11 protein-coding genes and 1 tRNA gene are annotated in these 15,526 nt (G+C 61.9%); 2 read left to right on the forward strand and 10 right to left on the reverse strand.

The genetic code is table 11. The annotated features are described in order from the left end of the window. Positions 1-290: 290 nt before the first annotated feature. From accC to ACIGGE_RS16780, 10 genes are all read right to left on the reverse strand, one after another. Positions 291-1,640, reverse strand: a complete 1,350-nt coding sequence (accC, locus tag ACIGGE_RS16735) for an acetyl-CoA carboxylase biotin carboxylase subunit (protein ID WP_196845843.1) — start codon at positions 1,638-1,640, stop codon at positions 291-293. An 8-nt stretch (positions 1,641-1,648) separates the two neighbouring features. Next, a complete protein-coding gene (gene accB / locus ACIGGE_RS16740) occupies positions 1,649-2,134 on the reverse strand; it encodes an acetyl-CoA carboxylase biotin carboxyl carrier protein (protein ID WP_103025161.1) in 486 nt (161 codons plus the stop codon). A gap of 72 nt (positions 2,135-2,206) precedes the next feature. After that, positions 2,207-2,641, reverse strand: coding sequence for a type II 3-dehydroquinate dehydratase (locus tag ACIGGE_RS16745; protein ID WP_397491175.1), 435 nt, complete (start codon positions 2,639-2,641; stop codon positions 2,207-2,209). Positions 2,642-2,671: 30 nt separating this feature from the next. After that, positions 2,672-3,082, reverse strand: coding sequence for a holin family protein (locus tag ACIGGE_RS16750; protein WP_397491176.1), 411 nt, complete (start codon positions 3,080-3,082; stop codon positions 2,672-2,674). A 112-nt stretch (positions 3,083-3,194) separates the two neighbouring features. Further along, entirely contained in the window at positions 3,195-5,222 is a 2,028-nt protein-coding gene (locus tag ACIGGE_RS16755; RefSeq protein ID WP_397491177.1) for a proprotein convertase P-domain-containing protein, read from the reverse strand. A 101-nt stretch (positions 5,223-5,323) separates the two neighbouring features. Next, complete coding sequence (locus ACIGGE_RS16760) at positions 5,324-10,402, reverse strand: hypothetical protein (protein ID WP_397491178.1); 5,079 nt, start codon at positions 10,400-10,402, stop codon at positions 5,324-5,326. A gap of 22 nt (positions 10,403-10,424) precedes the next feature. Continuing rightward, entirely contained in the window at positions 10,425-11,480 is a 1,056-nt protein-coding gene (locus tag ACIGGE_RS16765; RefSeq protein ID WP_301641397.1) for a hypothetical protein, read from the reverse strand. A 71-nt stretch (positions 11,481-11,551) separates the two neighbouring features. Next, entirely contained in the window at positions 11,552-12,028 is a 477-nt protein-coding gene (locus tag ACIGGE_RS16770) for a hypothetical protein (RefSeq protein ID WP_397491179.1), read from the reverse strand. Between the two features lie 31 nt (positions 12,029-12,059). Continuing rightward, on the reverse strand, positions 12,060-13,034 hold the full coding sequence (locus tag ACIGGE_RS16775; protein ID WP_397491180.1) for a hypothetical protein: 975 nt from the start codon (positions 13,032-13,034) through the stop codon (positions 12,060-12,062). Positions 13,035-13,302: 268 nt separating this feature from the next. Beyond that, positions 13,303-13,379 (reverse strand) — tRNA-Pro (locus tag ACIGGE_RS16780). Positions 13,380-13,581: 202 nt separating this feature from the next. Between ACIGGE_RS16780 and yajC the strand changes: the two genes are divergently transcribed. Both yajC and secD read left to right on the forward strand, forming a co-directional pair. Next, positions 13,582-13,905: a preprotein translocase subunit YajC gene (gene yajC, locus ACIGGE_RS16785; protein ID WP_103025153.1), complete on the forward strand. Its 324-nt coding sequence runs from the start codon at positions 13,582-13,584 to the stop codon at positions 13,903-13,905. Positions 13,906-13,923: 18 nt separating this feature from the next. Continuing rightward, entirely contained in the window at positions 13,924-15,522 is a 1,599-nt protein-coding gene (gene secD, locus ACIGGE_RS16790; protein ID WP_397491181.1) for a protein translocase subunit SecD, read from the forward strand. The last annotated feature ends 4 nt before the right edge of the window (positions 15,523-15,526 follow it).

Consider the following 15,526-nt stretch of genomic DNA (forward strand, 5'->3'; position numbering starts at 1 on the left):
GAACGAGGCTGCCTGCTAGCTCTGGGAGAATCTTCTATCCAGCCGGCTTCGGCATTTTCCCGCTTCGATATCGACGCCGACTTGGCGACTTCCCCAGACCTCGGCGATAGACTCTCAGGAGATCGGCAAAGCCAAATCGTTGCGCAGATCAACGGCTGAGCATCGGGAAATACTCATCGTGAGTCTTCCCGATGTCAACCGGACCACTTGGCGACCATATCCAGAAAGATTGGCCCGCGCAGTTTGCACTGCCATCGGCTTACATTTTCAAGCGATGGCGGGCGAGGCGCCTATATATCTCGCGTCTTGAGCCATTCTTCGAGCCATTTGATCGAATACTGGCCGGTTTTCACATCGTCCTGCTGCAAGAGCTCCTGGTGCAAGGGGATGCTGGTTTTGACACCCTCGACAACCATTTCTTCCAGTGCGCGCTTGAGGCGCATCATGCAGCGTTCGCGGTCGCGACCATAGACGATCAGCTTGGCGATCATGCTGTCGTAATAAGGCGGGATCGAATAGCCTGCGTAGAGCCCGCTATCGACGCGCACATGCATGCCGCCCGCGGCGTGATAATAGGTGACCTTGCCGGGGCTGGGCGCGAAGGTGAAGGGATCTTCCGCGTTGATGCGGCATTCGATCGCGTGGCCCTTGAACTCGATCTGATCCTGCCGACAGGACAGTTCCTTGCCCGATGCGATGCGGATCTGTTCGCGCACCAGATCGATACCGGTGATCATTTCGGTCACCGGGTGTTCGACCTGGAGGCGCGTGTTCATCTCGATGAAATAGAACTCGCCGTTTTCCCAGAGGAACTCGATCGTGCCGGCGCCGCGGTAAGCCATGTCGCGCATGGCCTGGGCGCAGATTTCGCCCATGCGGTCGCGCTCTTCGGTCGAAAGGACGGGCGAGGGCGCCTCTTCGAGGACCTTCTGGTGGCGCCGCTGGAGCGAACAGTCGCGTTCGCCCAGATGGATGGCATTGCCATTGCCGTCGCCGAAGACCTGGAATTCGATGTGGCGCGGATCGCCGAGATATTTCTCGATATAGACGGTGGCATCGCCGAACGCGGCTTTCGCTTCGCTTCCCGCCTGCTTCATCAAGGTTTCGAGCTGGTCTTCGCTTTCGCAGACCTTCATGCCGCGGCCGCCGCCGCCGCTGGCGGCCTTGATGATCACGGGATAGCCGATTTCCGCCGCGATCTCGCGCGCTTCCTCAACCGTTTCGACCGCGCCGTCGGATCCGGGCACGAGCGGCAGGCCAAGGGCGCCGGCCGTTTTCTTGGCTGCGACCTTGTCGCCCATGGTGCGGATATGCTCGGGCTTGGGGCCGATCCACGCGATGTCGTGCGCTTCGACGATCTCGGCAAACTTCGCGTTTTCGGACAGGAAGCCATAGCCGGGATGGATCGCATCGGCATGGCTGACTTCGGCGGCCGAAATGATGTTGGCGATGTTGAGATAGCTGTCGGTCGCGGCCGGGGGGCCGATGCACACGGCATGATCGGCCAGACGGACATGCATGGCATCGGCGTCGGCGGTGGAGTGCACCGCGACGGTTTCGATACCCATTTCATGAGCCGCGCGGTGAATGCGCAGCGCGATTTCGCCCCGGTTGGCGATCAGGATACGGGAAATGCTCACGGGCGACCTCAGCCGATGCTGACGAGCGGCTGGTCGAATTCGACCGGCTGAGCGTTCTCGACGTGGATCGCCTTGACGGTCCCGGCCTTGTCGGCGGTGATCGGATTCATGACCTTCATCGCTTCGACGATGAGGAGGGTCTGGCCTTCCTTCACGCTGTCACCGACTTTGACGAAGTCGGGTGCGCCCGGTTCGGCAGCGAGATAGACGGTCCCGACCATGGGCGATTTGATCGCGCCGGCAAAGTCGGCAGCGGGCGCTTCGGGCGAAGGCGCGGCGGCCGCAGGTGCCGCTGCAGCAGGAGCGGGCGCGGCCATCTGCATCGGCGCTGCCATCGGAACGCCGCCGCCGCGCGAAACGCGGATCTTGCGCTCTCCGTCTTCCACTTCGATTTCGGTGAGCCCGGTGTCGCCCAGCATCTCTGCCAGTTCGCGAACGAGAGCGGTATCGACGTTCATGCCGGACTTGCCGGCGCTGCCCTTATGGTCGGCCATGGAACCCCTTGAGTGTTGTTTGGCCCGCCTATGCTCGCGCCGCGCAGATAGGGCAAGGGGGCAGGGACGCTTTTACAGGGCTGCTGCCTTCTCCAACGCTACGGCATAGCCGTTTGCGCCCATGCCTTTCACCTCGTCCACCGCCGCCATGCCGACATAGGAGAGGTGCCGAAACCCTTCGCGTGTCGCCGGGTCGGACAGGTGAACTTCGATTACCGGCACGTCGATGGCCTTGATCGCATCGAGCAGGGCTATCGACGTGTGGGTATAGGCAGCGGCGTTCAGCAACACCGCCTTGGCGCCCGTGGTGTGCGCCTCGTGCAGCCAGTCGACCAGTACGCCTTCATGATTGGTCTGACGGAAGTCGACGGTCAGGCCGATCTCGCCCGCCTTCTGTTTCAGCATCGCAGCAATATCGGCCAGGGTGGTCGAACCGTAAATCTCTGGCTCACGCGTGCCGAGCAGGTTGAGATTGGGGCCATTGAGGACGAAGACAATATCGGTCATGCCGCGGGTTTAGCGGCAATCGGCAGGACCTCAAGCGTCGGTACCCTTCGCTTTGCCCCATTGCCGGGCGGCAGTGTAGCCGAGGTACCCCGTACCGAAGAGCGCGTATAAGGATTCCGGCAGGGCGGCGAGGTAGTCGGTCATGCCTTTCGCGATGGCGCGGGCGGTGGTCGGATCGAAAGCGGCAATTATTCCCATCGGCAGGCTGAACAGGATCAGCGCATACATGACATAGAGAAAGCTCGGCCGTGCGCGGCTGGTCCACCCATCGGCACTGCGCGCTTCGGCGACTATGGCGGAAAGCCGTGCTTCGATCGTACGCAGTTCTTGCGTTCCCTGCAGCGCGAGCAGTTCGAGTTTCGCTTTTTCGCGAGCTTGTTTGTCGGGGATCACCTTGTCGATGATCGCTGCGATTGGTCCGATAACTGTTTCGAAAACCATGTTTGCCTCCATTAATAAAGAGGCGGTTAAGATAACCATATCGGTTCGTGTAGGAAACATGATTATGTCCAGTGAAGCGCGTATATCACCAAAAGGGTTCTCGTGCGATTGGCTATTTCACCATGAATCGTGCCCTGACCGTGGCGGCGCGCCCCGCGATCAGGACGCCGGTGGGTCTGACGCGAAAATCGGACACTGCCGGATCACATCCGTCGGCATCGGGCGTGGGCGTGTAATTCCACGTCGTCCCGCCATCGTTGGAGAATTGCAGGTTGTCGGTCGTATTTCCCAGCGCGACAAAGCTGTAGCCAAGGCCCGATGCCGGGCTGCCGCCTGAAAAAAGTACCGGACCGCTTCCCGGACCAGCGAGATTCGCGAGACACATCTTCGCGTCGGCGGGCGCGTCGTCCGTGATGATCACCGTATTACCGTCGGTGTTGTCGCTGCCCGTATTGCTGACGGTGATAAGGTATTCGATCAGCGCGCCCGGGATAGCCTTCGGATTGGACGTCCCGTTGACCGGGTCGGAAATGACCGAACTGACCTTGGTGACGGCGAGAGTGGTATAGGGGCGGCAGAAATTGATATCGTGCAAGGCTATGCCCTGCTGGCCGGGATTGGCCGGGGCGTTGGTATGGTTGCCATAAGTGATGACGATCGTGTCGATCTTTGTGGTGAAGGTGACGACCAGATTGCCAGCCGAAGAATCATTGTCCGATGCGCCGTCGCCGATCGCCGTATTCCCGGTCACGTAATTGGCATTGCCGTTGCTGAGCGTCGGCATCACCGACGCACCGCCATTGGTACCGGTCACAACCACCCTGTCGGTGAACTGGTTCGCGGCATAGTCGACATCGAAAATCGTGAACTGGACGCCGTCGAACGCGCGCGGCAATGTGACGGTGATGGTGACTGCACCGTTACGGCTCGACTGGTCGGATACGACCGCCAGGCTCCGCTGTGCTGGTGAAAGTCCCCCCGTGAACGCGCTTTGCAGCGTGGGTGACTGGCCACCGAAAGTGGCATTGTTAAGGTAGGCACCATCATTGCTGAGGTTGAAAGCGATGTTGCCGAACGCCCCCAGCGCGTAGGTATTGCTGGTCGATCCGGCTGCCCAGCTGATGGCGGGCGAATCCCAGTCGAACAGCGTGGAGCCGTTAGGGCAGTTTACTGCCGGTACGATTCCAGCCGCGCGTCCTGCGACGACGGTGAATGTCGCCGATGCGAAATCGTCTTCCGTCGTTATGCCGTTATCGGGCGTGGAATCGCTATCGATGATGCTACTGGAAATGATTTCGGCGGTACTGGTGATCGTGGTCCCGGCATTGGCCGAAATCGTGCCCCTGATATCGAGCGTTGCGCTGGCCCCCGGCGCGAGCGTCGGGACGGACCAGACCCTGGTGCCGGCGTTGAAACTGCCGGCGCCAGAGGCGGACGAGAAAGTGAACTGGCCGGGAAACGTATCCCGCACCGCGATACCCGATGCAGAAGAAGGCGAGTTCGATGCATTGCTGACCGTGAGGCGATATATCGCCTGGCCGCCATTGGCCGGCGGGTTGCCGATGAGAACCTTCGTCAGCGACAGATCGGCGTAATTCGCAGGCGCCGACCTCAAATAGAGATCGGCCCGCACGAATTGCCCGTTATCGGCTGCAGGATAGAGATCGCATATTTCCAGTCGCCACGTACCGGCGGATGTCTCGCCGTCGAATGCGGAAAGCAGGCTGCGGGGCTGGTAGGTGTTCTGATAGGGCGGCGCGCTTGTCGAATGGTTGCGGTTTGCCCCGTCCGTGTTGACCAATTGCGTTGCCGCATCGTCGAGCAGGACGTTGAAGTTGTCGCCGCTGATGCTTTGCGTGTCGCCATTGGTCAGTTGCACGCGCGTCCCGGTCGGGGATTGAAGCGTGAACTGCAGATCGCCGCGCCAGCCATGCGTGGCCAATATGCCGATGTTCACGTCGGCCACCGTGAAAGTGCTGCCCACGGCAAAGGTGCGAACCAGCGGGGCGGTGCAGACGGTCGTGCCGTTGATCGTCCCGCTGGTGGTATTGGAGAAAGTCGATGTCGACTGTGCACCGGCGGGCACGGCAACCGCCGTCAGGACGGTGAATATCAGCAGGCGGACGAAATGGGCCGCCATCCTCCGCCAACTGCCTGAAGCGATCCCCTTCATTATGCTACAGGCATACGCAAACATGGTTAAGAGCCGGTTTAGATCATGGTAACCCATCGTCTCGCCACCTATCGGCCCAGGCCGAGGAAGGAGAAGGTATCGGCATCGAACTTGATCCGGATCGAGGCGTATAATCCCTCATCGGTTTCGCGCGCCGCCGAGAAATCCTGGTCGCGAAAACCTGCGAAATTGTAGCCCACCGTTATCAGAGCGTTGTCCGCTGGACTGAACCCGACGTTCGGACCGATGGCATAGCTCGTAAGGCCGTCCTCCAGACCTTTGCGAACCGTGCCTCGCGCGCCGATTTCGAAACGCTCGCCAAGGCCGAACTTTGCATCGAGGCCGCCCAGCAGCGTGGTGCCGGCATAGTCGTAACCTTCGAATTGATCGAAATTGTGCCGCGCACCGATGAAAATGCCGAATTCGTGGCGACGGACCATCTGGCCGCTCGCATCCCGTCCCTGTGGCGACCAGTTGGTCGAAAGGCTGGCGATCAGGCGGCTGGACTTGGCATCGCCGTCCACCAGCAATGCCGTATTGCCTGCAGCGCCTGCTTCACCGGCCACGGCATCGGTGACTTCATCGCTACGAAACTCCAGCTTTCCGAGGAAGGCGAAGGCGGATTCGGCGGGACGGTGCGCGATGGCAATCGCCGCGTCCATGATTTGGGTTGCAGCTCCATTGTCGGCTTTCGCTTCCGTCCAGGTAAAGCCCGATCCGACGATGCTGCCTTCGCCCAGCTGGCGGATCGCACCGAGGGTCAGGCCCTTGCGATCGGCGAATTCGCCATCGCGATATTCGGCGCGCCCCGTGGCGCTCCACCGATCCTTGCGCCACGCCATGCCAAGGGTGACGGCGTTGAAGTCTTCGAACAGCGTGCCGTCCTGTCCCAGTTGCCCCCCGCTAGCCACGGGCTGAGCCGGATTGACGACGTCGGAAACCGTGGTGCTGCCGCCCAGAGTGCGATTGCCGTCGATCGTGGCATCGATCGTCAGGGCAGGCGTTACCTGAAGCGACTGGGCCAGGCCAAAGGCGGCAAAGCTGCGATTGCCATATTCGCCAATGTCCTGCCGGCCCAGCGAGGTGACGGCCTTCGCGCCTTCCCATGGGGTCACCTCAAGCCCGCCCTTTATAGTGCGCGCGTCGATCTCGGCACCGTCCGCCAACTCGTAAAGACCGACAATGCGGACATTCTCTGTCAGCGCATATCGGGCACCAATCCGGTGCCGCGCCGGTAAATCGATTGATTCCGCACTGTCCAGAGCGATGCTGGTGGATGCACTCAGCTCGAGCCGGTTGTCGAGCAGGCGCTGGGTAACGCCCCCCTCGAGGACGGTTGAATCATTGCGTGTGCCATCGGCCAGGCGATCGGCGAAGTGCGCGATGCCCAAACGCAGGTCGCTCGTCTGCGTCGTATAGCCCAGCTGGATCTGCGCTGCCCGGCGGCGGCCGTCATCGGTGAGGCTGTCATCCTGCCACAGGCTGCCAAGGATCGAGAGGTTTTCGCCCAGCTTGATCCGCGCATCGGTGCCGAACTTGCGCCGACCCTGCTCGGCGCCATTCTGCTGGCCGACTCCATATTCTGCGTCGAGCGAGCGGGCATAGGCGATCACGTCGACCGATCCGGTCTGGTGCTGTGCTTCGACCAGCCAGCCGGTAGACGTCTCTCCATCGCGGCGGCTCGCAGCGACTTCTGCACGCAGTTCCGTGCTGTCGCCGAACCTGGCACGCAGATCAACAGCACCCATGTCGGTTCGCGATCCGTCACCCTTGTCCGTCACGGCAGTCGCACCGATGCGCACGGCGCCGCCCGGCGCAGTCCAATCGGTCCGAAGGCCTGCATTGAGTTCACCATCGGAGAATCCGTCGATCTCGTAATCCACCACCAAGAATTGCGGATTGAGGTCGAAGTCCCGGCTGAGAACGGGTTCCTTGAACGTGATCGTTCCGGATAGGCGATCAATGTCGTAATCGATGAAGCGGACCAGTTCCTTAGAAGAAACAATCAGTTCGGAACGAAACCTGTCACGAACTTCGAGCACAACCTTTTCGCTGTTGGCGATCAGACCGCGGCTCGAGAGGCGGTAGGGTCCGGTAATGCCCTGTCCCTGGATTTCGTCCCTGCGGAAGCGGGTGGCGATTTCTGCTGCGAAACCCTGCGCACGGAACTGGCCCAGCCGCGCTTCCGCCTTCACGCCGGTTGCGGTGCGGTTGTACCGGGCAAGGCGGGTCTGGTCGAAGCCGGTTTCGAAATCGCCGTAAAGCGCATAGAACGTGGCCGTCTCCACCCGCAGATAAAGCTTCTCACGCGATGCCGCGTCGAAGCGGCGGGTCGAAGCATCGCCGAACACCGTGTAATAAGCGTCCGGATCAAGCGTACCGAGCACACGCTGGTCTTCGGCCTGCTTCGCGCTGTCATAGGCGAGGGTGACGAGATATTTCCCGAGCACGCGGCCCTTGGCATAAAGGGCCACGCGTGCTTCGTCCCCAAGATCGTTGTCGAATCGCCCGGCGCGTTCCATGTTCTCGGCAACGGTCCGGGCGCCCACAGACCCTTCGGCGAGACCGATCACCGTCCATTCGATGTCGCCGGGCACGATCCATGTCTCGAGTTCCTGTTCACGTACGATTTCGCCATCGTCGAACCGGAAGTCGAGCCGGACCGAGCCGCTCACCATGGTCGGGGCAAGTTCGATCAGCGCAATCCCGTCGGTGCCGCCGACGACCCAGCGGGCCGAGCTCGCTTCGAGGCCGGTCAGTTGATCGAGCTGCTGGCGTTCGATCTGTTCGGCGCTCTGATAGGGGGCGCTGAGCGTAAACTCGCCGGCCACGCCTTCGCGCAAGGGCCGGTTGTTGCGATCGAGCACGCGCACGGCAACCACGGGCCGTGTACGCCCGTCCGCCACGAGGTTCGACAGCTCGGGTACCAGTTCGACTTTCGCGGGAGCGGTGGTGAAGAAGACCTCGCGCTCGATCGTCTCGTTGATTTCGCCGAAGCTGTTTATGATGTCTGCGCTCAGCATCGTGCGTTCGTGCTTCAGCGGAATGCCGCGCCACTGGCTCACAGCGTATTTGCCGGCCTCTGCCTCGCGGGTGCCTTCGAATTTGAGGCCGCTTACAGGCTGGCCGTCGACACGAAGCGCGATTTTCTGTCCCTTGCGGTGCCGGATCGCGACGCGAATAGCCGGGGCACGTGGATTGTGACCGATTTCGGGGGTCAGCCAGCCATCGGGGCCATCGCCCAGGGCGATCCAGTCGGTCGCCGGGCCGTTTGCTTCAGGCACGACGTCGCCTTCGCGCTCCGCGTCCGCTTCGTCCTCGCCTGTCTCGACGACCTCCTCGACTGCCGAAGGGAGGGCGTTTTCAGGCAGGCGCGCATGGAAATCTGCGACGACAAGCGATCCGCCCTGCCCAATGGCGAAGCGCGACGTTGCGCTGCCCGCGTTGCGCGTGTCGCGATGACAATTAACGAATTCGCCGCCCTCGGGCAGCGTCATGCGGGAAGCCTGAACCACGTGCGTGCCCGGCACGACGCCTTCGAAGTGATAGCGCCCCTCGCTGTCGGTCATTGCAAAGCTGCCGTCTTCGAGCATGACACGCACGCCCGGAATGCCGCGCCGAGAGTCGATGAGCGAACAATCGCCTGCAGTCACGCGCCCGATGATGGTCATTCGGCTCGCAATTGCCTCGCGTTCGATTTCGACGCTGGTGCCGGCAATGATTTCCCGCCCGAGAGAGTCGATCGCCACAGCGCGATTTTCGGCATCGCCCGGCGGCGCATCGGGGCGCACGGTCATGGCGTAGGTTACGCGGCGCGTAGCACCGCCGGCGATGTCGCCGAGTTCGATCCGTAACTCGCTCCCATCTGCCGAGAACTGCGCTGCGTCCTCGACACTCGCGCCGTCGACCCGCACCGAGTCGCGGCGGAACCTCAACCAGCGTGACGGGGTGTCGACAAGCACGACATTGCGCTTCACGCGCGAAGCGTCGGGGTTCTGCACTGTGATCGCATAGAAGATCACATCGCCCGGCTCGGCGCGGTCGCGCGACGCTGTTTTCGCGACCGTCACTGCGCCGCCCGACCAATCGAGCGGAATGTCGATACGGCGGGGAACCTGGTCGACAAGGACGAACCTGTCCCCGAAGGAGCCATCGACTATGACGAAGGTGCTGCCGTCCTCGCGCACAAGCTGCTGAAGCTGCGCCGGGGTCGCAACCGAGGGGGCGGTATACATGTCTGGTGGCTCGACCAGGACGCGATAGCTCCCCAGCGCGGTGAGGGGGAACCAGTATTCGCCGGGGCCAATCTGATATGTATTGCCCGCCGCATCCGTAATCGCCTGTCCGCTGATAACGGTAGAAGGCCAGCGGGTTATCCCATCCTCGGCGAAGACCGTGGCGGGCTGGCCGGTCGCCGCATCGATCAGCGTCACGCGTGCGCCGCTGATCTCTTCGCCGGTTTCGCTGTCGAACACTACGCCGAAAGGGTCCGCCAGCACGTCAACCGTCGCCGTTGCAACGATGACCGCGCTCCCCGGCGCATGAATCTCGATTTCCACCGTCCCGCCATCCTTCACCCCCAGCCGGCAGTCCGTGGCCGACGGGGCAGGGGGAACATGGTGTGTGAGGATGCGGCCGATGAAATGGCCCGTATTCTCGCCGGTTTCGAAAATGGTCAGGCGTTCGCTGTCCCCGGCACTGCTGATTACCTGGACATCTACCGAATCCACTACCCTCGGATCGATATTCGCCACCGGAACCAGCACGTCGAAAAGAATGGAACCGCCGGGAGAAACCTTGTCGGAAGTCTCGACGATGGCGGAAATCAGCTCGGCATCGGTATTGCCAGCTTGCTGTGCAACCCTTGCCGATGCGATCGACGCGGTATCGCAGCGCGGTGCGCGATAGGATATGCCGGTACCCGATCCCGTGGTCGGCCGGTAAACGGTGATAACCGGTTTTGATCGGTCCACATCGACCGATACCGTATTGGATGTTGTTTCGTAAGTGTCGCCGCCAAATACCCATCTTGTATGGGCAATATTGTCGATCGTCTGTGCGTGAACGGCTTCTCCGGACACGACGACCGACAGCAGCGCTGCAAGGAGCGCTGCTGCCAGAAGCCGGAAGGAAAAGCGGAAACGCATTGTTTGGAAGTCGCGCTGGCGATCAGTCGATCGTGACGCGGAAATAGACCGAGCGCGATTGCGAAGGGGCGATGTTGCTGAGGTCCGCGGTGATCTCGTGCGTACCGCTGATGTAGCTGGCCGTCGGCGTGGGCAGATTATCGCCCCGTGTTCCGCTGGCGCAGCTGGCATTGCCATCCACGAAGATACCGAATGCAGTCAAATAGGACACGTCAGCCGGCAGATCGTCGTTCACATCGATATTCGTGCCCGTCGCCCCTCCGGCCGCGTTCGACACGACGATGCAATATTCGATCGTGGCGCCCGGAATTGCCTTGGGATTGGTCGGCCCGTTTACGGGGTCGCTGACGATGCGGCTGGTCTTGCTGACCGACATGGTCGCGCCCGCAACGACATATTTGCCGACATCGGAATAGGCTCCATCGCGCGCTGCATCGGTGGTGCCCGCCCCATCGGTGAAGACGGTGTCGACGCCTGCCGTATTGGCCCCGGCCGTCTGAGTGATGGCCGCGCCCTGCGTCCCGGCGGTGCCGCCTTCGCGGGCGGTGCCGGTCAACACGACGTCGAATTCGTTACCGTTGACTGCACCAAGGCCGATGTCGGCGATGACAATCACGGCGACGGTTCCGTCGGCAGCGACTTCGTCGAGATAGGTGATCGGGCCTGCGGCCAGCTCGGCGGCGCTCAGGCTACGGTCACCATTGGTGTCGCGATAGACTTCGAAATTGGCGATATTGGCGGCGTTGCCCGCATTGAGCGCTGCAGCCAGCCGGATGTCGACGACGGCGTTCGACAGGTTCGTCACGTCGAAAGCGAGAACCTGGTTCTGAGCCCCCGGGGCGACCGACGTTGCGGCTGTCCCGGCAAAGTCCACCAGCACGTCGATCTTGCGATCGACCGTAAAGGTATTGGATGCGGTTACGGCCGTCTGTGTCACACCGCCCACGTCGAAACTGACGGAGACATTGTTCGTGATCGAACTGCCCGCGGTACTGCCCCCCGCCAGAGCGGGGCTGGCGCTGAATGCAATGAGCGCAATCGTGCTCACTGCCCCCAGCAATTGCTTGCTGCGTTTCATTCTACTCTTCCTTCTGATGTACCCTGCATTCCCCTGTCCGCCCGCAAGGTGTGGCGGTTATCGTCCGCCGGTCAGCGGATGATGGCTGGATATTCGAGACGCCCGCTTTCCCCCGGTGCGACCGAGGGGAGTGTCCAGCGGACATGAGTGACATCGGCCTGATCTGCCGGACGGGAGCCGCCGTCCTCGGCCATGACGGACAGCTGCGAAAGCGTGCCGAAGCTCTTGCCGCCGTCGACCGATACGATCAGCGTGGTGTCGGCATCCGGCGCCAGGCGTACTGCCGGCGGCAACGGATTGGTGACGACGAAGTTATCGACCGCTTCGTCGCTGCCATTGTTGTAGTCCGTCCCGAAGATCAGCCGATCGCCCGGGACGATCGTGTTGGGCTCGACCAGCTCGGTAACTTCTTTACCGGACGCGTCGAGTGAGACCGTTTCATGCATCACGCTGCCTGATAGCGATATCGCCTGATCCTGCGCGGACAGCGGAGCAGTGCCCGCCGCTGTTGCTAGAATCGATATAAAGAACATGAGGAAAATACGCATAGTTCAGACCTTTATGATCGAATGCTAAGTATCAATCTATGGTAACCTGGAATGTCACGGTACGGCTCGATCCGCCCGACACGGTGCCGAGATCGACCGAAATTCCGCTCGTGCCGAAGCGCCCGGCATCTGCGTCGGCAGCGTCGGTGAGAGTGGCCCCGTCGAGTTTCAGCGAACCTGCAACATAGGTGGTGTCGGCGGGCGCAGCGTCGGTGACGACAAGGTCGGAAACCGACCCGCTGCCTCTGACTTCTGCGCGGATCGCGTAGGTGATGGTTGCGCCCGGCACGATGCCGGTACCGCCGAACGGATCGCGCACAGTTGCGGATTTGATAAGGTCCACATCGGTGATGCCGACGCTCAACGATCCGGTTGCAGTGGCATTGGCCCCGGTTGAACCGACGATGGCGTTGCCGCCGCCGGCACCCTGGCCTGCGAACGCCGTGCCCGGTGCCCCGGTCCCGGTCACCGCTTCGGCAAGCAGGCTCACATCGCTCTGGTCGCCATCGGCAACTCCGCCCGGAATGGTTACGAGGACGAAGACGGTCAGGCTCGCATCGGCAGCGATTGCCGCTGTCGTGGCAGGCCCTGTCAGCATTTGATCGACGCCCGGGTCGTACACCCCGTTGCCGTTCGTATCGACCGCTATGCCATTGACCGTGGTGTCGAAGTCGTTGCCTGCCACGGCGGGGTTGGCGGTAAGCGTATAAGCCTCTGGCCCGTTGCCCGTGTTGGTCAGTTCGAAAGTCAGGACTGCCGATCCCGGCGCGGCCGAAACGGGTCCGGAATCGCGTGACGTGACCGTCACGTCGAGCAGTTCGTCGACCTTTACCGTGATGGTGTTGGAAGGGATCGTCACCGGGCCCGCTCCACCGTCATAGGTGGCGCTCGCGGTGTTCTCGATCAGTGTCCCGGCCTTTACGCCGCCGGCATGTGCAGGCGTCGTGATCAGGGCTGCCGCGATGGCCAGCGGGGCGAGGGCGAGGCGGAATGGCGCTTTTGTCATGCGCCAGAAATTAAGGGAAAGTGGTAATGGAACCGTTAAAACATACGCGTTTTTGCGTAAGCTTACCGCGCGACGCGATGGTAAACGCGATCCTTACATTCGCACCACTCGCTTAACATATCGTGCGATTGGGCGCGCGCGCATCCGTTGGCTAGACCGGCTGCACCGGAATACAGCCGCGCAAAGACCCGCGCCGATACCGGGGTGGCGGTAGGGCCGAACGCACTTGAAGCGCTGCATGAAATGATCGTGAAAGGGGGGAAACCACTGGTCGGGATGACTGGATTCGAACCAGCGACCCCCACACCCCCAGTATGGTGCGCTACCAGGCTGCGCTACATCCCGAAACCAGTGGAGGCGGCCCTATAGGGCCCGTGTCTGTGCATGGCAAGCGTACTTCGCCGCCAATTCGTTGCCCCGGCACCGCAATACTGCTAACCGCGCCGCACTTCCGCATATGGAAGGCGCCCGGCCGCTTGAACAGCGGGCAGGCGTCACCCAATTGCGGACCCGACAGATACTGCAATTTCCTACAGGTATACCTTCGATGATCGATATTCTCGCCGCCGCCGGAAGTGCTTCCGCAGCACCGGCATGGACCGGCTGGGTGCTGCCGCTCGGCATGCTCCTGATCCTGTGGTTCCTCATCCTGCGTCCGCAAATGCGCCAGCAGAAGCAGCACCGCGAACGTGTTGCCGGCCTCGCCAAGGGCGACGAAGTGGTTACGGCAGGCGGTCTTGTCGGCAAGATCACCAAGGTGGACGAGCATTTCGTGCATGTCGAACTTGCCAAGGGCATGACCGTCAAGGCGGTCCGCAACACGATCGGTGAAGTGCTGTCCTCGCGCAGCACACCGGCCGCGAACGACTAAGCAGGGGCGCAACCTTCCATGCTCGAATTTTCTACCTGGCGTAAAGTCTGGTTGTGGGTGGTGACGCTGCTATGCGTCGCCGCCGCGCTGCCTTCGCTGCTGTCCGCAACCAGTGTACGCTGGCCCGACTTCCTGCCCGACCCGATGGTCAATCTCGGCCTCGACCTTGCAGGCGGTAGCCACATCCTGCTGGAAGCGGATGCGTCGCAGGTAGCCACGCAGCGCCTCGACAACATGGAAGAAAACGTGCGCAACACCATGCGCAACGCCGAACCGCGGATCCGCATCGGCGACGTTTCGACTCGTGACGGACGACTCAGCTTCGTGCTGGACGATCCTTCCCAGATCGATCGCGCGCGCGAACTTCTGCTGCCGTCGATCAACGGAACCGGCCTCGTCCGCGAATGGGATATGGCGGTCGAAGACGGCAATCGCATGATCCTTACGCCTACGCAAGAAGGGACCAACACGGCGGTCAGCGATGCGATGGAAAGCGCCACCGAAGTGGTGCGCAAGCGTATCGACGAACTCGGAACGCGCGAGCCGACCATTATTCGTCAGGGCGATGACCGCATCGTGGTGCAGGTTCCGGGCCTGCAGGATCCCGAAGAACTCAAGGCGCTGCTGGGCCAGACGGCCAAGCTGGAATTCAAGCTGGTCGATCAGAACGCCCTGCCGAGCGATGTGCAGCAGGGTCTTGCGCCTCCCGGATCGGAAATCTTCCCCTATTCGGAAACGTCGGACTTCGCCGGCACGTCGCTCGCCGTTCGCCGTCTCGGCGGCATCCGTGGCGACAGCCTGACCGGCGCACAGCAGAGCTTCGATGCCCAGACCAACGAACCGGTCGTAACGATCCAGTTCGATAGCGACGGCGGCCGCCGCTTTGCCAAGCTGACGACGGAAAACGCAGGCAAGCCCTTTGCCATCATTCTCGATGACAAGGTACTTTCGGCGCCCAACATCAATGAACCGATCCGTGGCGGCACAGCGCAGATTTCTGGCGGCTTCACGGTCGAAACGGCCAACCAGCTCGCAATTTCGCTGCGTTCGGGCGCGCTGCCGGTCGACCTTGCGGTGATCGAAGAACGTACGGTCGGTCCCGATCTCGGCGCCGATTCGATTCAGCGCGGCATGCTCGCCATGGGGCTCGGGTCCTTGCTGGTCATCCTGCTGATGATCGCCAGCTATGGCCGCTTCGGCGTCTATGCGACGGTCGCGCTGGTCATCAACATCGCCATGCTGCTCGGCATCATGGCGGCGCTGAGCACGACGCTGACCTTGCCCGGTATCGCCGGTTTCGTTTTGACCATCGGCGCCGCGGTGGACGCCAACGTGCTCATCAACGAACGTATTCGCGAAGAACGAAAACGCGGGCGGCGTGTCGTGGCAGCCGTGGAAACCGGTTATCGCGAGGCGAGCCGCGCGATCTACGATGCCAACATCACCAACTTCATCGCGGGTGTCCTGCTTTTCCTGTTCGGCAGCGGTCCGGTGCGCGGCTTTGCGGTGGTGCTGGTCATCGGCTTGTTCACCTCGGTCTTCACCGCCGTCACGCTGACCCGCATGTGGGTCGCCGGCTGGCTGCGTAAGGCCAAGCCCAAAGACATCTTGCTTTAGGAAG

Source organism: Qipengyuania sp. NPDC077410, from assembly GCF_044543405.1.
GTDB lineage: Bacteria > Pseudomonadota > Alphaproteobacteria > Sphingomonadales > Sphingomonadaceae > Qipengyuania > Qipengyuania pacifica.